The organism is Streptomyces sp. NPDC034037, from assembly GCF_055575715.1.
Genome location: NZ_JBVISC010000010.1, coordinates 172185 through 191797 on the forward strand (window position 1 = coordinate 172185; position 19613 = coordinate 191797).

Annotated in this window: 14 protein-coding genes; 8 read left to right on the forward strand and 6 right to left on the reverse strand. The window is 70.3% G+C overall.

Features of this window, described 5'->3' with window-relative positions; all coding sequences use genetic code 11:
• Positions 1 to 6 precede the first annotated feature (6 nt).
• The 5 genes from ACZ516_RS29745 to ACZ516_RS29765 all read right to left on the reverse strand — a co-directional run bounded on the left by ACZ516_RS29745 (position 7) and on the right by ACZ516_RS29765 (position 10086).
• Positions 7 to 1881, reverse strand: a complete 1875-nt coding sequence (locus ACZ516_RS29745) for an APC family permease (RefSeq protein ID WP_469012591.1) — start codon at positions 1879 to 1881, stop codon at positions 7 to 9.
• Positions 1882 to 2152: 271 nt separating this feature from the next.
• Positions 2153 to 4342: a WD40/YVTN/BNR-like repeat-containing protein gene (locus ACZ516_RS29750; RefSeq protein WP_469012594.1), complete on the reverse strand. Its 2190-nt coding sequence runs from the start codon at positions 4340 to 4342 to the stop codon at positions 2153 to 2155.
• Between the two features lie 81 nt (positions 4343 to 4423).
• A complete protein-coding gene (locus ACZ516_RS29755) occupies positions 4424 to 6805 on the reverse strand; it encodes a non-reducing end alpha-L-arabinofuranosidase family hydrolase (protein WP_469012595.1) in 2382 nt (793 codons plus the stop codon).
• Between the two features lie 194 nt (positions 6806 to 6999).
• Complete coding sequence (locus ACZ516_RS29760) at positions 7000 to 8538, reverse strand: sigma-70 family RNA polymerase sigma factor (RefSeq protein WP_469012597.1); 1539 nt, start codon at positions 8536 to 8538, stop codon at positions 7000 to 7002.
• Positions 8539 to 8685: 147 nt separating this feature from the next.
• A complete protein-coding gene (locus tag ACZ516_RS29765) occupies positions 8686 to 10086 on the reverse strand; it encodes an RCC1-like domain-containing protein (RefSeq protein ID WP_469012599.1) in 1401 nt (466 codons plus the stop codon).
• Between the two features lie 342 nt (positions 10087 to 10428).
• On the opposite strand from ACZ516_RS29765, the gene ACZ516_RS29770 reads away from it, so the two are divergent.
• The 7 genes from ACZ516_RS29770 to rfbB all read left to right on the forward strand — a co-directional run bounded on the left by ACZ516_RS29770 (position 10429) and on the right by rfbB (position 17098).
• Positions 10429 to 11016: a hypothetical protein gene (locus ACZ516_RS29770; protein ID WP_469012600.1), complete on the forward strand. Its 588-nt coding sequence runs from the start codon at positions 10429 to 10431 to the stop codon at positions 11014 to 11016.
• Positions 11017 to 11068: 52 nt separating this feature from the next.
• Positions 11069 to 12493, forward strand: coding sequence for a hypothetical protein (locus ACZ516_RS29775; protein ID WP_469012602.1), 1425 nt, complete (start codon positions 11069 to 11071; stop codon positions 12491 to 12493).
• Positions 12494 to 12538: 45 nt separating this feature from the next.
• The gene (locus ACZ516_RS29780; RefSeq protein WP_469012604.1) at positions 12539 to 13648 is read left to right on the forward strand and encodes a hypothetical protein; all 1110 of its coding nucleotides are present in this window, start codon (positions 12539 to 12541) and stop codon (positions 13646 to 13648) included.
• A 311-nt stretch (positions 13649 to 13959) separates the two neighbouring features.
• A complete protein-coding gene (locus ACZ516_RS29785) occupies positions 13960 to 14379 on the forward strand; it encodes a cold-shock protein (RefSeq protein ID WP_358580703.1) in 420 nt (139 codons plus the stop codon).
• Between the two features lie 79 nt (positions 14380 to 14458).
• A complete protein-coding gene (locus tag ACZ516_RS29790; RefSeq protein ID WP_358580700.1) occupies positions 14459 to 15022 on the forward strand; it encodes a dTDP-4-dehydrorhamnose 3,5-epimerase family protein in 564 nt (187 codons plus the stop codon).
• Between the two features lie 64 nt (positions 15023 to 15086).
• A complete protein-coding gene (locus tag ACZ516_RS29795; protein ID WP_358580698.1) occupies positions 15087 to 16154 on the forward strand; it encodes a glucose-1-phosphate thymidylyltransferase in 1068 nt (355 codons plus the stop codon).
• Positions 16151 to 17098, forward strand: a complete 948-nt coding sequence (gene rfbB, locus ACZ516_RS29800) for a dTDP-glucose 4,6-dehydratase (RefSeq protein ID WP_469012607.1) — start codon at positions 16151 to 16153, stop codon at positions 17096 to 17098. Before ACZ516_RS29795 ends, rfbB begins: the two co-directional genes overlap by 4 nt.
• 72 nt (positions 17099 to 17170) lie before the next feature.
• Here rfbB and ACZ516_RS29805 read toward each other — a convergent pair whose 3' ends face one another.
• Positions 17171 to 18436: a glycosyltransferase gene (locus tag ACZ516_RS29805; RefSeq protein ID WP_469012609.1), complete on the reverse strand. Its 1266-nt coding sequence runs from the start codon at positions 18434 to 18436 to the stop codon at positions 17171 to 17173.
• A gap of 254 nt (positions 18437 to 18690) precedes the next feature.
• Here ACZ516_RS29805 and rfbD point away from each other — a divergent pair, with 254 nt between their 5' ends.
• Positions 18691 to 19599, forward strand: a complete 909-nt coding sequence (gene rfbD / locus ACZ516_RS29810; protein ID WP_469012612.1) for a dTDP-4-dehydrorhamnose reductase — start codon at positions 18691 to 18693, stop codon at positions 19597 to 19599.
• Positions 19600 to 19613 lie beyond the last annotated feature (14 nt).

The window sequence follows — 19613 nt, forward strand, 5'->3', positions numbered from 1 at the left end:
GGGCTGCTACGGCGCCGTCCGGAACCTGAGCCGGCAGATGACGGCGTCGGTGTCGCGGCGTACGGCGTGGGCGAGAACCGCGCCGCGCTGGTTCTGCAGCAGGCGCTGCCACCGCCGCTCCGGCTCCGTCTCGGCGATGAGCACGGTGACGCGGGTGCCGGGTTCCGCGGCGACCAGTGCGCGGACGTACGCGGTGATCGGGCGGCCCAGCGTGCGGCGCTCGGACGGCAGGCGGACGAGGTCCACACCCGGATTCCACAACGCCCAGTCGCGCTCCAGCGCCTCGGTCGTCACCCGGTCCTCCTCGTCCGCATGACACACCGTCACCGCCCGCACCTCGTCGCCCAGGGAGACGGCGGCCGTGAGCGCCTCGCTGGTCAGCCGGGTCAAGGACGAGACCGGCACCAGGACGAGTGAGCGCTGACGGCGCGGCGGCTCCGGGATCCGGCCGATGCCCAGGCGCTCCCCGATGCGTCCATACGTCCGGTGGACGTGCTCGAACAGGGCGACGAGCAGCGGCACGGCGATCACGATCAGCCAGGCCCCGTCGTGGAACTTCGTGGCCGTGACGACGACCGCGCAGACGCCGGCCAGCAGCGCGCCCAGGCCGTTGAGCAGAGCCTTGCCCGCCCGGCGGGGGCCACGCTCCCCGAGCCAGTGGAGCACCATGCCGGTCTGGGCGATCGTGAACCCGACGAAGACGCCGATGGCGAAGAGCGGCACGAGCGTGTTGGTGTCGCCGCCCGAGAACACCAGGAGAGCCGCCGAGACCGCGGCCAGCCACACCACGCCGTGCCGGTGCACCTGGCGGTCCGCCTTCAACCCGAAGACGTGGGGCAGGTAGTTGTCCCGGGCCAGCAGCTTCAGCAGGACCGGCAGACCGCCGAACGACGTGTTCGCCGAGAGCGCCAGCAGCACCATGGTCGCGAACTGCACGACGTAGAAGGCCCAGTTGTGGCCGAGGGAGGCGTCGGCGAGCTGAGCGAGGACGGTGACGCCCTCGACCGGCTGGAGACCGAAGCGGGAGATCAGCACCGACAGGCCGAGCAGCATCCCGCCCAGGAGCACACCCAGCGCGGTCTCCGCACGCATCGCCCGCCGGGCGGCCGGGGCCCGGAAGGAGGGCACCGCGTTCGCGAGCGCCTCCACGCCCGTGAGCGCCGAGCAGCCGGCGGCGAACGCCTTGAGCAGCAGGAGAGTGCCGACGGCGGTGGCGTTGTCCGCTAGTACGGAGGCGTGACCGGAGGAGGCCGCGGTGGACACGGGGGCCTCGCGGAACAAGCCGACGACGATCAGGACGAGGATCGCGCCGATGAAGATCGCCGTGGGAACGATGAACACGCGAGCCGAGTCGACGATCCCTCTCAGGTTCACCGCGGTGATCAGAACCAGGACGGCGAGGCAGATCCACAGCCGCTCCCCGTACAGCGCGGGAAAGGCCGAGGTCAGCGCGGCGACCCCGGCCGTGACCGCCACGGCCACGTTCAGCACGTAGTCCAGGACCAGCGAAGCGGCGGCGACCAGGCTCGTACGCCGGCCGAGGTGCGCCTTGGCGACGGCGTAGGAGCCGCCCCCGTCGGGGAACGCGGCGATCACCTGCCGGTACGAGGCGACCAGCACAGCCAGCAGGCCGGCTATCGCGAGCGTGACGGGAAGGGTGAAGCCGAGGCCGTGGGCGCCCGCGGCGGCCAGGACGAGGACGATGGCCTCGGGCCCGTACGCCACGGAGGCCATGGCGTCCAGGGAGAGCGCGGCGAGGCCGGTGACGACCGTCAGCCGGTGACGGGCAGCGGAATCGGGAGGTTCCTCGGCGTTCGGGGTGGCGGCGTTCGGAGCGGCGGTGTTCGGGGTGGCGGTGTTCGGGGTGGTCAGGACGGCCATCGGGTTGATCCCTTTCACGACTGGTCCGCTCAGCCTGCGCCCCGGACCGCCCGTCCCCGCACCGCCTTTCTGCCTCCTTGACGCCATGGGGCGGAGTCGATACGTCGCCTTGACGCCTGGCCGGGGACGCCGGCCGGGGCCGCCACCGCCGAATTCGCCAGGCTCCCCCCTCCTCCCCCGCCCGCCCTCGCGGCACGACGGTCGGGTACGCCACGGGCCGCCCTCCCGAACGTCAGGAAGGCGGCCCGCCGTCACGGGTGAGGCACGGGGGTCAGGACGGGTCGCCGTACTGGAGGCCGCGGCCGTTGGTGCCGATGTAGACGCGGCCGTAGGTGTCGGGGTCGCCGGTGACGACGCCCTGGCTGCCGATGGCGCCCCACTGGTGGGCGTTGTCGTTGACGCGGGTCCAGGTGGCGCCCTTGTCGGTGGAGCGGAAGACGCCGGTGACGTCCTTGACCGTGCCGATCAGGTACAGCGTCTGGTACGAGGCGCGCGGCGCGGCCTTGCCGAAGCCGACCGCCGAGGCGGACGTCACCGAGGTGAGCCGGGTGAACCTGCCGCCGCCGTCCGTGGAGTGGAACAGGCCCTTGCCGCCGCCCGCGATCCACAGGTCGCCGGCCCGGCCCGGGAGGGCCTTGAGGCGGCCGTCGGCGGGCAGGCCGGTCGCGCGGGCGGTGAAGGTCGCGCCGCCGTCGGTGCTGGCGTAGAGGGTGCCGCCGGTCAGGGAGTAGAAGGTGCCGGCGGCGGAGCGGTCGGCGACGACCTCCGCCGCCGTGCCGAGCCCCCGCACCTTCGACCAGGTCGCTCCCTTGTCCGTCGAGCGGTACGGGGACTGCCCGGCCTGGGTCCACACCAGCGTGGAGCCGTCCGCCGCGAGGGCGATACGGCCGCTGTGGGCGCCGGCCACCGGTTCGGCGGCGAAGCCCCGCCAGGTGGCGCCGCCGTCGGTGGAGTAGGCGCCGTCCTGCGCGCCTCCCGTACCGACCCGCGCCATCACCGACGGCTTCGACGCGGCGTAGTCGATGTCGGTGCTGTTGCTCATCAGCGGGTTCTTCATGCGCCCGGACGGCACCCGCGTCAGGTCGGTGTGCCGGAATCCGCCCTGGTCCCCCATGGCGGTCAGGACGCTCGCGCCGCCGGGCGGGGCGATGGCGTCGAGGATCGCCGTCTCCTCGAGTCCCTTGGCCCCCACGGTCCAATGGCTCGTCGCGGCGTCGGCGTCCTTGCTCCGCCAGATTCCGTTGCCGGTGCCGTACAGCACATGCCCGGAGTCGAACGGGTCGATCGCGAGGGCCGTCATCCAGTGACCGGTGTGGGTGCCGACGTAGGGCGCGCCGGAGGCGCCCCGCACGGACTTGCCGGCGAGGGCCTTCCAGGTCGAACCGCCGTCCGTGGTGCGGTAGATCTCGTCCTCGGGGTACCAGCGGTCCAGCGTCGTGACCATGACCGTGGACGGCTTGCGCGGATCGACGGCGAGCCCCGAGAAGCCGTACGAACCCTTCGAGGGGGACACGTCCTTCCAACCCCCGCCGCTCGGCGCGTACTTGTGGACCGAGCCGCCGGTGACGCCATTGGGTCCTAGGTTGTCGGTGTACGTCACATACAGCGTGCCGTCGCCCGTGACGACGCCGTGCTGGGGCAGCCGGCCGGTCGGCTGCCCGGCGACCGCCTGCCAGGTGGCACCGCCGTCGGTCGACCGGTAGAGGGACGTGGACTTGTCGGCGACACCGGCGTACACGGTGCCGCTGCCCTTCGGCCCGTACGTCACGAACGAGATCCCGGCACCGCTGCCCGCCCCGTCCTTGACCGGGAAGGACTCGACCTGTCGCCAGGTCGCACCGTAGTCGGTGGACCGCCACAGGCCGTTCTTGCGGGAGCCGAGGAGCAGCTTCGAGTGGTCGGACGGGTCGACGACCAGGCGTTCCCCGGCGCCGCGGCCGTCCTCGTTGCCGCCGATCTTGAAGGGCAGCTCGGTGCGTTTGAAGGTGTGGCCGCGGTCGGTGGAGCGGAGGATCGCGCCGTTGCCCGCCCAGTCGTTGGTGTACGTGCCCGCGCCGAGGTAGAGCCGGTCGGGGTCGACGGGGTCGGTGGCGAGGGAGTCGATGCCGAGCAGGTTCCAGTCCTTCTCGCCGAGCCAGTCGGTCAGCGGGATCCACTTCTCGGCGCCGGCGTCCCAGCGGTACGCGCCGCCCATGTCGGTGCGGGCGTACAGCAGACCCCGCTCACGCTGGTTGAAGACGAGGCCGGGGACGTAACCGCCGCCCACGGTCTGCGCGTTCCTCCACTTGTACGGTGTGGCCGCGGACGTCCGGGCCTTCGCGGCCTGGGAGTCGTCCTGCGTGAGGAGCAGGTACGGCACGGCCGCGGCGGGCACCGCGAGCAGCAGGGCGACGGCGCCCCGGCGGCGACGGTGCAGACCGCGCCGCCGGGATGCCCTGCGGGTGGGGGAAGAGATGTTCATGGGGAAGGCGTGCTCCTTGCGGATGACTGACTGTGGAACGGCGGAACGGTGGAACGGTGGAACGGGGAACGGTGGAGCGGCTCAGCGCCGCAGGGTCAGCACACCCGGCCGGTACGGCAGCGCGTCGTAGGGGGCGTCCGACTTCGGGTCCTTGCCCTGGTAGAGCAGCTGGAGGTTGCACGGGTCGACGGTCATGGTCTGGTCCGGGTTGGAGCGGATCAGGTCGCCGTGGCTGATGTCGTTGGTCCAGGTCGCACCGCTGTTGGCCTTGCCGGCGAAGGGGTTGGCCTCGGTGGCGGCCTGCGGGGTCCACGTACCGTTCAGGCTGCTCGCCGTGAAGGAGCGGAAGTAGCGGTTCTCGTTGGCGCCCCGCGCCTCGACGATCATCAGGTACTGGTTCTGGCCCTGGACCTTGTAGACCTGCGGTGCCTCGAAGAGGTTCTTGACCGTGTCGCTCATGACCGTCGTGTACGAGGAGCCGAAGTTGCCGGGGAAGTTCCCGATCGGCATGGACGCCCGGTAGATCTTGCCGTTGTCACCGGCGAAGAAGAGGTACATGTTCTGGTCGTCGCCGATCAGCGTCTGGTCGATCGGACCGGTCCGGGAGTCGGGCAGGCTGCCGGTGAACAGGGGTTGCGGCGCGGACCAGCCGTTGGGGTTGGTCGGGTCGGTGGAGGTGCGGTAGCTGAAGGGCGAGGCCCCCCACTGGTACGTCAGCACCCAGATCCTCTTCGGCGCGAAGTAGAAGAGGGTGGGCGCGACCGCGTTCTGGTTCATCCTCGTCTGCGTGGCCGTGGCCATGCCGGACCAGTCGGCGAACGGGGCGAACGCCATCGAGCCGTAGGAGGTGCCCGCCGACATCGACCCGTAGACGAGGTGCTTGCCGTTGTACGTGACGTGGGTGAAGTCCTTCAGCGAGGCCCAGCCGTTGGCGGGGTTCGCGAGGACGCCGGTCGAGCTCCACTTGTACGTGGACGGCAGCGCGCACGTGCCACCGGCCGACCCGGAGGGGGCCGTCCACTTCTGGTTGGCGACGTCGGCGCAGGTGTACAGCTGGATCTTGGTGCCGTTGGACGTGCCCGCGCCGACCGCGTCCACGCACTTGCCGGACTGGACGCCGGAGATCGAACCGTTGGCGTTGATGTTCCACTGCTGGTTCGTGCCGCCGTTGCAGTCCCAGATGACCACCTCGGTGCCGTTCGCCGTGCCCTTCGCCTTCGCGTCCAGGCACTTGTCGCCGAGCACCTTCAGCTGCTTGGCGGCGCCGTACGTCCAGGTCTGGTTCGGCTGCCCGTCGCAGTCCCTCAGCTGTACTTGGGTGCCGTTGGCGGTCGAGGAGGCGGGAACGTCGATACAGCGACCGGAGGGCAGGCCCTTGATCGCGCCGGTGCCGTCGCCCGCGCCCGCCGGGGTCCGTCCCGGCCCGGTGCCGAACGCGTCCTTGACGGCGTCGTAGGCGGGCTTCGGCTTGCCGGCCGCGTCGAAGAGCAGCGGCTTCTCGTCCGCGCGCCACGAGTCGCTGTCGCGGACGCCCCACACCGTGATGCCGGTGCAACGCCGCACGCCGAGGCAGGCGTTGACGGCGCTCGCGTAGTGGCGGGGGGACGCCTGGGCGATGTCCAGTTCGGTGATCTGCACGTCGACGCCGAGGGCGGCGAAGCTGTCGAGGGTCTTCTTGAAACTGGCCGGCGGGCCGCCCGCCCCGAAGTGGCTCTGGAAGCCGACGCAGTCGATGGGGACACCGCGCGCCTTGAAGTCCTTGACCAGGCGGTACACGCCCTGCGTCTTGGCGGCCGACCAGTCCTCGATGTTGTAGTCGTTGTAGCAGAGCTTCGCGGCCGGGTCGGCCGCGCGGGCGGTGCGGAAGGCCTCCTCGATGAAGCCGCTGCCGAGCACCTTCTTGAACACCGACTCGCGCAACGCGCCGCTGCCGCCGTCCTGGAAGGCCTCGTTGACGACGTCCCAGGCGTAGATCTTGCCCTTGTAGCGGCCCATCGTCGTCTTGATGTGGTTGTTCGTGACGTCGCGCAGCGTGCCCGGGTCGTTGATCGCCTTCACCCAGTCCGGCAGCTGCGAGTGCCACACCGTGGTGTGGCCGCGCAGCCGCTGGCCGCGCTCCAGGGACCGGGCGACGATCCGGTCCGCGGCATCGAAGCGGAACCTTCCGCGGGACGGCTCGACCGCGTCCCACTTCATCTCGTTCTCCGGGGTGATCATGTTGAACTCCCGGTCCGCGATCTTGGTGTACGTCGCGTCGCCGAGCCGGCCGGCGGCTATCGCGGTGCCGAAGTACCGGCCCGACGAGGATGCCTCGTCCTCCAGGCTCGCGGCCCCGGCGGAGTTGGGGAGCAACGTCACGGCACCGGCCACGAGGGCCGAGGCGCTCAGACCGATCGCCAGCGTCCGGCGAGGCCGGCGGAGGCGGTGCAGGCCTTTGCGGGGTTCGTCGGTGTGTCTGGTCATGGGGGGGTGGCCTTCTTCAGGGGACAGATCAGCGGGGGACGCCTGTGAAGGGGCGCCCCTGAAGAGGAGGCCGGGGAAGACGGGTCGGCGTAACGAAAAATGTGCACGCCGGCGCGGTGAGGGATCTCGCAGCAGAAAAACGTAATGCGGGGCGCGGTCGCGAAGTCCTTCGCTTGCAACGCGGATCCCCGCGCTCACCCCTGCGGCGCGCGGACGACGAAAGAGGCCTGGCCGGTGAAGGTACGCGTGCCGTTGAAGCCGTCGAGGTGGATCGATCCGTCGCGGGGGCGCAGGGCGGAGCCCGGGTAGTTGTGCGCGTACAGAGTCACCGATCCGTCGGCCGTGCCGGGGCGGGGGCAGAAGGTGGCGTCCTCCCGGAACAGCCGGCTGCCGTCGTCGGCGCTCAGGCGCAGCCGCAGATAGTGGTGGCGCAGATACCGGCCGTCGGCCGCCCGGAACGTGACACACCGGCTGTCCGCGAGCCCCTTGCTGACGGTGAAGGCGGCCGCACCGCTGCTGAGCGTCGCGTAGTCGCCGTCGTACGTGAGGAACTGGCCGGGCCGGTCCACGGACTCGAGGGACCGCACACCCAGCGGAACCACGGCCGGGCCTGACGCCGACGACGATGGCGATGGCGTGGCCGAGGGAGCCCGGGTGGCCGAGGGAGCCGGGGTGGCCGAGGGGGTCGGCGTGACCGGTGTGGCCGACGGAGCCGTCGTGTTCATACCGGCCGTCGGCGCGGCGGCGACACCGGGCGCCCGGTGCTCCGGTTCGGGCCAGGCGAGGTACGTGGCGGTCCCGGTGACGAGCACCGCGCCGGTGGCGAGGGCCGCGATCGGATGGGCGGTCACCGCGTGGAGCTTGCCGAGCAGAGCGCCGCCCCCCGCCGCCGTCCCCGTGGCGCTCGCGGTGGCCGCCGTCGTCACCGTCGTAGCCGACAGCAGGCCCTTCGCGACCAGCGCCCCGAGGAGTGTCGCGGGCACAGCCAGCGGTGTGAGGCGGGACAGGAGCAACTCGGCCGGCACGCGCTCGGCCGCCGTCGCCGTACATATGGCGCAGTCGCGTGTGTGCCGGGCGATCCGCTTGCGCCACACGGACGTTCGCGCGCCGTCCCAGCCGGCGACGGTCGCGCTCAGGCCCGGGCAGCGCGGGTCGGCCGCCAGCGCGGCGACGATCGTCCGGCTCAGGTCCAGTTGCTCGCGCATGCGTTGGAGGCGCACCCCTGTGTGGGAGACGCCGAGGCCTGTCGCGTCGGCGATGTCCTGGCGGCTGAGCAGCCCGGCGCACTCCTGCCACCACAGCGAAAGGAGCACCCGGTGTTCCGGATCGAGCCAGCGGCCGGCCTCGGCCGCCTGCGCGCGCTCGTCCGACATGCGCAGCCGCAGGATCGTCGTGTCCTCCAGCGGGGCGGCGGCGTCCGGCAGCGGGAGGGCCTCGTCGATGAGCGTGGTCCGGTCGGCGAGGGTGCGCTGCCGCTGCCAGTACGTATTGATCTGCCGGAGCGTGATCGACACCAGCCAGGAGCGGAAGCTCTCCGGGGCCCGCAGGGCGGGCAGGTCGCGTACCGCGCGCAGCAGCGTCTCCTGGACCACGTCGTCCACGTCGGCATGGCCGCTCAGCGCCCGTCCGACGATGTTGTACAGCAACGGCAGATACGCGGAAACGAGCTCCTCGCGCGCCCGCTCGTCGCCGCGCTGCGCCGCGACGACCAGCCTTACGTGATCCGCGTCCATGAGCCCCGGTCCCATCTCTTCAGGGGAGTGATCCGCCGAGTACGGCGGATCACCCTAACCGTGTGGACCCGGACGTCGCCCCCCAGGGGCAAGGCTCACACGACGCCCGGGTCGGTTGCCCCGGGGGGGGCGGCTGGTCGGTCCGGCTCAGTAGGCGTAGCTGGTCTGGCTGTTGCCCGCGGTGACCCGGGTGAACGGGTTCTCCTGCTCTCCTTCCTGCGGGAAGACCGTCACGAACCGGTCGTTGTCGTTGAGGTCGTGGGTCTTGGTGTCACCGTCGCCGAGCTGGCCGTGGTTGTTCAGGCCCCAGCTGATGATGTCGCGGCTGGTGCCTTCACCGGCGGTGCGGACGGCGAGGCCGTAGCCGCGGCCCGCCGAGATCGACTCCACCGAGGGCAGTTCCGTGGCCTCGTGGGCGCTCGACCGGTTGGTCGTCGTGCCGTCGGCGAGTTGCCCGTTCTCGTTGTTGCCCCAGCCGTAGACCTTGTCGTCCGAGTAGAGGGCGTACGCGTGGTCGTGGCCGGCGACGATGTCGCGCACCGCGGCGCCCGTGCCGTCCGCCGTGCCGTCGCTCGTGCCGTCGGCCGTGCCCGTGCCCGTGCCGGTGCCCGTGTCCGTCCCGGTCTGCGTTCCGTCCGGCTGGGTGGCCGCATCGCTCTGCTCGGGCCGGGTCCCGGGCAGGCCCTGGACCTGCACCGGCTTGTTGCTGAAGCTCACCTCGTCCTTGTTGATGCCGAGCTGGCCCTTGGAGTTGTCGCCCCAGGCCCAGACCGTGCCGTCGGACTTCTGGGCGAGGCTGTAGTTGCACCCGGCGGCGATTTTCACGACGCCGGTGAGGTTCGGGACCTCGACCGGGGTGTTGTGGTCCTTGTTCTCGTCGTCGTCCTTGCCGGTACCGGTACCGAGCTGGCCCATGTCGTTGGTGCCCCAGGTCCGCACGGTGTTCTTGTCGGTGAGGAGCATGCTGTGGTTGCAGCCGGCCGCGACCTGCTTGCCGCCGTGCATGCTCTGCACCAGCTTGGGCACCGTGCGGGTGTCGTTCGTGTGGTCGCCGACCTGGCCCTTGTCGTTCAGGCCCCAGGCGTAGACGCCGTCGCCCTTACCGGTGTTCACGCGCAGAGCGAGCGCGTGCCGGCCGCCCGCGGCGACGTCCACGATGCCGTTGAGGCCCGGCACCTTGCCCGGCGCGGCGTTGTGGTCCGGGTCCGTGGGGCCGGTGCCGAGCTGGCCCTTGTCGTTCTGGCCCCACGTCCAGACGGAACCGTCGTTGCGCAGGGCGACACCGAAGCCCCAGCCGTCGCTGTCACCGCCGCCCGCCGCGATCTCCGCGACGTCCTGCTTGGGCAGGGAAGGGATCGGCGCCGGCGAGTACCGGTCGGTGTCCGTGGAATTGCCGAGCTGGCCACCGGAGTTGGCGCCCCAGGCGTACACCAGCGGGTCGTGCCCCACCGCGGGGAGGGCCGGGGACGCTGTCGCTCCCAGCGCGGTCGCGGTGGCCATGACTATCAGGGCAGCGCGCAGGCGCAGCCCACGGGACTTCGCGTTCATGGGATTTCCGTTCGTTCGGGCACCACGGCGTAAGCGCAGCACCGGAGTTGGAGGACCGCCCGGTCGGATCGGGGCGTCCAGCAACATGTCTGGCGCGTTCGAACCGCTTTTCGGCCTCCGAGAGCCCGAGTTCACGCCTTCGGGTGGCGGCCCGCGAACCGTGGCTACGCCAAGGCTCGGAGGCCTGCGGCCAATTGGCGCCATCCTTCGGCGATCGGCGCACGTTCGGCCGGTGGTCGAATGGCGGAGATCGCCGAGGTGTCGGAATGTGAGAGCGGCGGCCCCCACCGAGGTGTGGCTCCGAGGCCGCCGCATTCCCCCCCCCACCTCCGAAGGAGACCCATGCGTACTCCCGTTGTGTGCCGCGCCCTGTTCGCGGCCGGCATCGTCACCGTGGCGGGCACCTCCGCCCTGGTCGGCCTGAGCCTGACGCCGGCGGTCGCCACCGAGCCCACGGCCGTGGTGGCCAAGGCGGTTGAGCCGCCCTCGGCGGCGTTCACCCCCACCCCCAAGCCCGACACCCAGACCGCGCCCCCGCCGCCGGCGGCCCCCAAGCCCGAGCCGCCGGAGGTGGACAAGAAGTCACCCGTCCCCTCCCCGCCGGGCACCGATCCCTGTGCGTCCGAGGGCATCAACGGCATCCCGTCGAGCGAGGCCTGCAAGGGCGTCGGCAAGAACCAGCAGGCGAACGACAAGTGCCAGGTGGAGAGCTTCCATTCGTGCAGTCGGCCCATCACGGGCGAGGCCCAGGACGCCTGGAAGAGCGACCAGGACAACTACGTCCAGGAACAGACGGACTTCGGGGACGTCTCGCGGTCCGCGCCCCCCGGAGAGGGGGTGGCGCAGCAGTGCGGTGCCAACTCCGGCATGCGCGACCGGCTCTCCGACGACCAGGTCATCGTGCCGCAGTCCTCTTGGTGGGCCTGTTGAACCCCCAGGCAGCCCAGGCCCAGCCCCCCTCACTTCCCCCAAGGAGACCTTCATGCCTCGACGCACCATGACGTACTGCCTGTCCGCACTGCTCGGCGGCTCCCTCGTCCTGAGCACCCTGCCCGGTGACGCGCTCGCCCAGGAGGCGGTCGACGCACCGATCGAGAACCCGGATCTCGCCCGGCCCACCGTGCCCGCCGGGACCATCCAGAAGCAGACGCCGGCCGCTTGGGACGGTGAGCACACCCAGCTGTTCGCCGCCGACCGGGCCGACCACGACGGACTGCAGGCGGCCTCGCTCAGCGACGGAGCCGCCGGCACGCTCAGCACTCGCCTGTGGCGCGTCCAGAAGGGCTCCCAGGTGACCGTGGTCTGGGACGACAGCCCCAGCCCGCTCACGGGATGCGGGACCGACGACCCCACCAAGGGCCAGGAGTACCTGGTGTCCGTCGCCGGTGAGGCCGACTCCACACAGACCGTCAAAACGGAGACCACCACGTCGGGCAAGCCCAACTGGCATGAGGGGAGGTCCCTTTCCTTCACGGCCGCGGAGAACAACCCGCAGATCAGCTGGACGTACCCGAAGGCGTCCAAGTGCGGACCGCTCCTCACGCGCTTCCGGGCCACCCAGGACCCGGCGCCGGTGCCCTACGACCTCAAGAAGGCGCGGCTGCCCATGCCCCAGGCGTACCAGGGGCAGAAGCCGATCGATCCCCGGCTGGTGGCGCAGGACTGCCTGGCGGGTGCCAGGACCTGTCGCTTCGAGAAGGACGAGCGTTACTCCTACCGGTACTACGACCGGCCGCGCATGGTCGGCCAGGCGTACATCAACTGCACCCGTAACGCCCTCACCGACGAACGCCCGGTGCACTGGGAGGAGTTGCCCTACGACAACATCACGCAGTTCTTCGCGCGGAGCAAGGACGACAAGCAGAAGCCGCAACAGCCCGGACCGCAGGGCCTGCAGCAGCAGAAGACCCCGCAGCAGTCGCACCAGACCGACCTCCGGGAGGAGCACAAGAACATCGCCGCCCAGATCGCGGCCGGTTTCACCCGTGCCGACGGCAACCCGGCGGAGATGGAGACGAACAACCCCCTGCTCTACGGGCGCAAGGAGCAGCGGACGGTGTCCGTCACCGTCCAGCCGGGCGAGGTGAGCTGGATCGAGGTCCAGGGGGCCCGGGAGCGGCTCGCCGGTGCGCTGATCCACGAGAGCAAGAACGAGCGGATGGACGTCTTCGCCGACGTGCCCTCCGGCTCCCTCGGTGACCGCATGTACCAGCGCACCGGCCCGATGAGCAAGATCGAACTGTCCCGGTGCGCCGACGCCCGCGACAACGCCCGCACCCCGGACAACACCATCGGCGCGCCCACGCTGCGCACGGCGCCCCACCTGGTGCCGGTGGGCGAGGCGCCCAAGGGCATCAAGGCCCGCACCGTCGCGCTGACCGTCGACAAGCCCCCGGCCCGGGACTGAGGACACACCGCGCCTCTCCCATCCCAGCAACGAAAGGACGCAGACATGGTTCACACCGCGTACTCCTCCCGGCGCCGGCGAACGTCGGCCCGCCGCATGCTCGTGCTGCTGTCGGCCCTCACGCTGAACGCCGCGCTTCCCTCCGCGGCGGCACCTCGGGGCGACAAGGCCGGCGCCTACGGCATCGAGGCGATGCCCAAGGCCCTGGCGCTCGACGGGAAGAAGCCCCTGAAGTCCGTCCAGGAAGTCACCTCCCTGTGCGGTCAGACCAAGCGGTACAACTGCTCGTTCAGACTGGACCCCGAGCGCAAGCGCGAGTTCACCAGCGCCGTCTACTCCGTGTCCAACGGTGCCATCAACTGCACCAACGCCGACATGACCATCAAGCGCACGGTGAAGCTGGACACCACGAGCTCCGACAACATCGGCGGTGAGATCTCCGGCAGCGGCACCATCGAGGGCACGGCCTGGACGGACAACGAGGTCAGCGGCTCGGGCACCGGCGAGGTCCAGTCCCAGCAGACCCTCCAGGACGCCACGAAGGGCAGCGCCACCACGGAGAACACCAGCAAGAGCAGCGAGACCAACCACACGGCGCCCAAGGACAAGGGCCCCAACCAGGACTCCACCTCGGAGAGCACGGCCTCCACGAGCGCCACGGTGGAGAACACGCTGACCGGCACGGCCCAGATGACCGAGAAGGGCAGCACGACCGCGGCGTTCAAGAGCCTCATCCACCTCGCGCTGCGGGGTGCGTTCACCGCCGCGTTCAAGGGGACCTGGAACCACACCTGGAGCATGACCGACTCCGAGGCCACGGAGGTCTCGTTCACCCTGAAGCCCAACGACGAGATCCAGTGCGGCGCGCTGAACTCCACGTCCCGCATCGTCGGCGACCTGCACGTGGACGGCACCGGCAAGCTGGTCAAGGACATCGCGGTGGACGGCCCGTCGACGACGAACTCCTCCACTGTCGTGGCGCAGACCTACACCAACCCCGACAAGTGCCAGAGCGTCCGCCCGTCCGGTGCCACCGCGAAGCAGCCGGACGACAACGGCGACCGGAGCGCCAAGCCGCGGGCCGGCGCCGACCAGCGCCGGCTGACGGGCACGTACCGGCTGGAGCAGGGGGGCGTCTGGCGCAAGACCGGCTGACGCGACAAGCGCACGGGCAGTCGGACCGGGCCTCGCTCCGGCTGCCCGCTGGTCACTTACGACCCCATGCCGCCGCACAGGCCGTGCCGCACCGTCCCTGTGCCCCGAACGCAGGCCATCTCCAGCAGCGCCCGCCCAAGGGCGCACTCCGAATACCCAAGGCAAGGGGCCCGCGGCCGGAATGCCGACGTGTCGAAGTGATCTACGACTCTCGCGCAAATCAATCCCCAGCAGGTAGTGTTCAAGAGCGTTGATGATCACCTCGGCACTGCTGTGGCCGGGTAAAGGTACTTGGGGTAGAGGTAGTTGTGGTGGTAACGGGCAAGATCCTGCGGTTTGATGAGACGCGTGGTTACGGCTTCATCGCTCCCGACGACGGGGGTGAGGACGTCTTCATGCACGCGAACGACCTGCGTGACGACAAGTACCTCTTCCGAGCCGGTCTGCGGGTCGGGTTCGAGGTGGAAGACGGAGATCGCGGCCTGAAGGCCTCCAACGTCCACCTCCTCGAGAAGCCCGTCCAGCACACCCCACCCGAGAGGCCGCTCAGCACGGTGGTGCGCGACGAGGACGACGAGAGCCTCTGTGATGTCCTCTCCCGTGGGGACTTTCTCCAGGAGTTGACAGAGGCCCTGATCCAGGGCGTACCCACCTTGACCGCCGCTCAGATCCAGCAGGCCCGGCGGTGCGTACTGGAGCTGGTCCAGACGCACAACTGGGTGGAGCCGTAAAGAAATCAGCAGAAGCGGGTCGCGTGTTCCAGCGCGGCTCGCTGTTCTGTCATGCATACCGGGGGAAGGCACGTTGGTGATGAGACCGCTGTCCATCGAGGGCACCTGGTTGTTCGAGCCTCAGCTGTTCGACGACACTCGGGGCACCTTCGCAGCGTGGTACCAAGGGGACGTTTTCCAGCAGGCCACCGGCCGCAGCATGCCGCTCGGCCAGGCCAATCTTTCGACCACTCGCCGCGGGGCCATTCGCGGCATCCACTTCGCCGATGTCCCACCGGGCCAGGCGAAATACGTCACCTGCGCGAGTGGCACCGTGCGCGACGTGGTCGTCGACCTGCGCGTCGGGTCGCCGACCTTCGGCCGCTGGGAGGCCGTGGACCTGGACGACCAGAGCCACCGGGCGCTTTTCCTGCCCGAGGGCATCGGGCACGCCGTGCAAGGGCTCACCGAGGAAGCCACGATCGTCTACATGTGCTCCACCGGCTATGTCGCGGAACGCGAGCGCGCGATTCACCCGCTCGACCCGGATCTCGGTATCGAGTGGCTCCCCGGCATCGAGCCCATTCTCTCCGCCAAAGACACCGTTGCGCCCACCGTGGCCGAGGCCCAGGCGGCCGGGCTGCTGCCTGTTTACCAGCCCTGAATCTCCCGATCTGGCAGCACAACGGCAGGCAAACGCAGCGCAACGCATCTCAGCGAGGAGTACCGTGAAGGCGCTTGTCCTTTCCGGAGGTTCCGGAACTCGTCTACGCCCCCTTACCCACACTTCCGCCAAACAATTGGTGCCGGTAGCCAACAAACCGATTCTCTACTACGTCCTCGAAGGAATAGCGGAGACCGGGATCAGCGAAGTCGGCATCATCGTAGGTGAGACCGCCGACGAGATCCGCGAGGCGGTGGGTGACGGCTCCCGGTTCGGCGTCGAGGTCACCTACATTCCGCAGGAAAAGCCGCTCGGCCTCGCCCACGCCGTCCTGACGGCGCGCGAATGGCTCGGTGACGACGACTTCGCCATGTATCTCGGCGACAATTTCCTGCTCAGCGGCATCACCCAGCAGACCGAGCAGTTCCGGGCGACACGGCCCGACGCGCAGATCATGCTCACCCGGGTCCCCGACCCGACCGCGTTCGGTGTCGCCGAAATGGACGCGGACGGCCGGGTGACCGGCCTGGAGGAAAAGCCGGAGATCCCCAAGAGCGATCTCGCGCTCGTCGGCGTCTATTTCTTCACCCCGGCGGTGCACGAGGCGGTCGACAGCATCCGTCCCTCCGCGCGCGGCGAGTTGGAGATCACCGACGCGCTGCAGTGGCTCATCGACCAGGGGCGCCGAGTGGACTCCTCGATCGTCACCGGCTACTGGAAGGACACCGGGAACGCCACCGACATGCTGGAGGTGAATCGTTCCGTCCTGGATCGCCTCGAACACCGCGTCGAAGGTGCGGTGGACGAGCAGAGCGAGCTGGTCGGCAGGGTGGTCGTGGAGCCCGGGGCCTCGGTCGTGCGATCGCGGATCGTCGGCCCGGCGATCATCGGCGACGGTGCCCGTGTCGAAGGCTCGTACGTGGGGCCCTACACCTCCGTGGCCGACGACTGCGCGGTCGTCGACAGCGAGATCGAGTACTCCATCATCCTGCCCGGCGCGACCATCGACGGCGTGGGCCGCATCGAGGCCTCGGTCATCGGCCGTGCCGTGGAAGTGACCCCGGCGCCGCGCACCCCGCAAGCCCACCGCCTCATACTCGGCGACCACAGCAAGGTCCAGATTCGCGCATGAAGATCCTCATCACCGGCGCCGCCGGGTTCATCGGCTCCCACCTGGCCCGGCTGGTCCTCGGCTCCGAGCGGCCGCTGGGCGACGATGTCCAGGTCACCGTCCTGGACAAGCTCACATACGCCGGAAGCCTCGACAACCTCGCCCCGGTGCGCGAGGCCCCCGGCTACACCTTCGTCCACGGCGACATCGCCGACCCGGCGCTCGTGGACCGGCTCATGCCGGGGCACGACGCCGTCATCCACCTTGCGGCCGAGTCCCATGTGGACCGCTCCATCGACTCCGCTCAGGCCTTCGTGCACACCAACGTGGTGGGCACGGGCGTGCTGCTCGACGCCGCGCTGCGGCACGGGGTCTCCCGGTTCGTCCACGTGTCGACCGACGAGGTGTACGGATCCGTCGAGTTCGGCTCCGCGACCGAGGAGGACCGCCTCCAGCCCAGCTCGCCGTACTCGGCCACCAAGGCCTCGAGCGATCTGCTGGCCCTGTCCTACCACCGCACGCACGGGCTCGACGTCCGGGTGACGCGCTGCTCCAACAACTACGGCCCGTACCAGTTCCCCGAGAAGGTGATCCCCCTCTTCGTCACCAACCTCCTGCGGGGCCGCAGCGTCCCGCTGTACGGGGACGGGGAGAACGTGCGGGACTGGCTGCACGTGGACGACCACTGCCGCGGCCTGCTCGCTGTACTCACCGGGGGCCGGGCGGGCGAGATCTACAACATCGGCGGCGGTACGGAGCTGTCCAACAAGGAGCTCACCGCGCTGCTGCTGGACGCCTGCGGCGTGGGCTGGGAGCGCGTCGAGTGGGTCGCGGACCGCAAGGGGCACGACCAGCGGTACTCGGTCGACTGGAGCAAGATCCGCCGCGAGCTCGGTTACCGGCCGGCGCACGCCTTCACGGCCGGGCTCGCCGAGACGGTGGACTGGTACCGCGCGCGGCTCTGAGACGTACGCACCGACGCCGGGGCCCCGCAGCACGATCGCTGCGGGGACCCGGCGTTTCGCCGTGCGGGAGGATCAACGGGCGGCGGACGCGCCCCGCTCCCCCGACGCCTGGCCGTTCACGTACCCCTCGATCAGCTCGCAGGTGGTCTCGACGCCGCGGTCGCCGACGATCCGCGGGCCGAGGGCCGCGGCGCGCTCAGCGATGCGCGGGTCGCCGAGCACGGTCGACACGGAATGGTCGAGCAGCTCCTGGGTGAGCTTGGTCAGCGGCACCGGCTGCGACGAGACACCCATCTCCAGGAGCCTGGCCGCCCAGTACGGGTGGTCGGCGAAGCACGGCAGCACCACGTTGGGCACTCCCGCCCGGAGCACCTCCGCCACCGTGCCGGGGCCGCCGTGGTGGATGACCGCCGCCGTACGCGGGAAGAGCCAGCTGTAGTCCATTTCGCCGGCCCGGAACACGTCGTCCGGCATATCGCCCTCCGGACCGTCCACCAGGACCATCCGGCGGCCGGCCTTGCGCACCGCCTTGAGCACCCGCTCGAAGGTCTCCTCGCCGTAGACGGGCCAGGTGCTGCCCAAGGTCAGCGCGACCGGCGGCTCCCCGCTCTCCAGGAAGTCCACCAGCTCCGCCGGGGGCCCCCACGGGCGGTCCCAGAACCAGTAGCCGGTCACATGGGCGCGGGCGGGCCAGTCGGACGGCGGCACGACCACGCTGGGGCTGGTCGCGTGGAACACCGGGCACTCGACGCCCAGCTTCTTCGCCGGCGAGCCACCACTCAGCGGGGGCAGCCCCCTGTTCTTGCGGAACTTGTTCACCGGTCCGCGGTTCATCGCCCAGTCGAGCTGCCCGGCGAGGGAATGGCTGAGCCGGGCGTACGGGGCGCCCAGCGGCAGCTCGGGGAAGCCGAAGGCGGGGAACCGGCCGGTCGGCACGATCGGCCACCAGGCGACGGTGCCCCAGGGCACGCCCGGATCCGCGTAGCCCGCGCCCCGGGTGAGCATCGCGTTGACCATGAAGTCCGCGCCCTGCGTCGCCTCGTGCATCGCGTCGAGTGCCGCGACGACCTCGTCCTGGGTCGGCCGCGGGATCGCCCGGCTCGCCCTGACGATGGAGGGGCTCTTCCGCAGCGCCTTGATGACCCCGGGCATTTTGAAGTAGTTCCCGGTGCTCCCCGGGATCTCCCGGAAGTTCAACCCGGCGTGCTCGACCATCCCTTTGAAATCCGTGGTGGTGGCCAGGTCCACCTCGTGCCCACGGGCCCGGAGCCCGGTACCCAAAGCGAGGAATGGTTGTATGTCGCCTCGTGACCCAAAGGCGAGGAGTGCAACCTTCATGCCGTCCTCCGTAACTGGTGGCCATGCCCCATTCGGGAGCTTTCAGCAGGCGCAGCTCCCCCGATTTACAAAACAAGATCATCCTCGTGGCAGCAAAGGCCCACGCACAAGCCGAGCTTGACCGGGCGCCGTGTGAAGTCAGTCACCCCGTACGGGAGTTCACCCGCCGATACGATGAGTGCACTCAGCATGTCTGCGCAGGCGCATTTGCCCGCACCCATCGCACAACGAAATTCCTACGAGGGGAACTCACCGTGAATGGCACGTGGTTGGTCACTGGTTCGGGAGGACTGCTCGGCCAGGACGTTTTGACCGGCCTACGGGAGGCGGGGGAGACCGCGACGGGCTTGGACCATAAGGCCCTGGACATCACCGACGCACACGCGGTACGCGAGGTGATGGCGAAACACCGGCCCGCGATCGTCGTCAACTGCGCCGCATTCGCCGCACCGGACAAGGCGGAGAACGACGAAGAGGGCGCGCTGCGGATCAATGGCGGGGGTGCCCGTATTCTGGCGACCGCCTGCGCGGAGTTCGAGGCGCGCCTCATCCATGTTTCCACCGATTACGTTTTCGCCGGCGACGATTCCGGCGGCGTCGCGGTGCCCTTCGCGGAGGACGCCCCGACCCGCCCCGTCAACGCCTACGGCCGCACCAAGGTCGCCGGAGAGCGTGCGGTGCTCGAATGCCTGCCCGAGACGGGTTACGTCTTCCGGACCGCCTGGCTGTTCGGCGCGGGCCGCACCAACTTCGTACGCACGATGATCCGGCTGGAGCGCGAAAGGGACCAGGTGGAGGTCGTCGCCGACCAGTGCGGTCAGCCGACCTGGACCGTGGACGCCGCCGACCAGCTGATACGGCTGGGGCGCGCCGCGCTCGACGGGCGGGCCCCCGCGGGCGCCTACCACGGGAGCGCGGGTGGCCAGGCCAGCTGGTACGAGCTCGCCCAGGAGGTCTTCCGACTGCTCGGCGCCGACCCCGAGCGGGTGCGGCCGAGCACGGGGGCGGCGTTCGGCCGCCCGGCGCCGCGGCCCGCGTACAGCGTGCTGGGGCACGCGCGCTGGCAGGCCGTCGGCATCGAGCCGATCCGCCACTGGCGGGCGGGGCTCGAAGCGGCCTTCCCCTCGCTGGTGCGGGCCGAGGACGCGGCGCTGCCGGCCTGACGTGCGCGATGGTG

Coding starts and splice junctions, on each gene's coding strand:
- ACZ516_RS29755 (WP_469012595.1), bottom strand. CDS start 6,805: ATGACCAGACACACCGACGAACCCCGCAAAGGCCTGCACCGCCTCCGC.
- ACZ516_RS29805 (WP_469012609.1), bottom strand. CDS start 18,436: ATGAAGGTTGCACTCCTCGCCTTTGGGTCACGAGGCGACATACAACCA.
- ACZ516_RS29750 (WP_469012594.1), bottom strand. CDS start 4,342: ATGAACATCTCTTCCCCCACCCGCAGGGCATCCCGGCGGCGCGGTCTG.
- ACZ516_RS29760 (WP_469012597.1), bottom strand. CDS start 8,538: ATGGACGCGGATCACGTAAGGCTGGTCGTCGCGGCGCAGCGCGGCGAC.
- ACZ516_RS29780 (WP_469012604.1), top strand. CDS start 12,539: ATGGTTCACACCGCGTACTCCTCCCGGCGCCGGCGAACGTCGGCCCGC.
- ACZ516_RS29770 (WP_469012600.1), top strand. CDS start 10,429: ATGCGTACTCCCGTTGTGTGCCGCGCCCTGTTCGCGGCCGGCATCGTC.
- ACZ516_RS29775 (WP_469012602.1), top strand. CDS start 11,069: ATGCCTCGACGCACCATGACGTACTGCCTGTCCGCACTGCTCGGCGGC.
- rfbB (WP_469012607.1), top strand. CDS start 16,151: ATGAAGATCCTCATCACCGGCGCCGCCGGGTTCATCGGCTCCCACCTG.
- ACZ516_RS29790 (WP_358580700.1), top strand. CDS start 14,459: ATGAGACCGCTGTCCATCGAGGGCACCTGGTTGTTCGAGCCTCAGCTG.
- ACZ516_RS29745 (WP_469012591.1), bottom strand. CDS start 1,881: ATGGCCGTCCTGACCACCCCGAACACCGCCACCCCGAACACCGCCGCT.
- ACZ516_RS29765 (WP_469012599.1), bottom strand. CDS start 10,086: ATGAACGCGAAGTCCCGTGGGCTGCGCCTGCGCGCTGCCCTGATAGTC.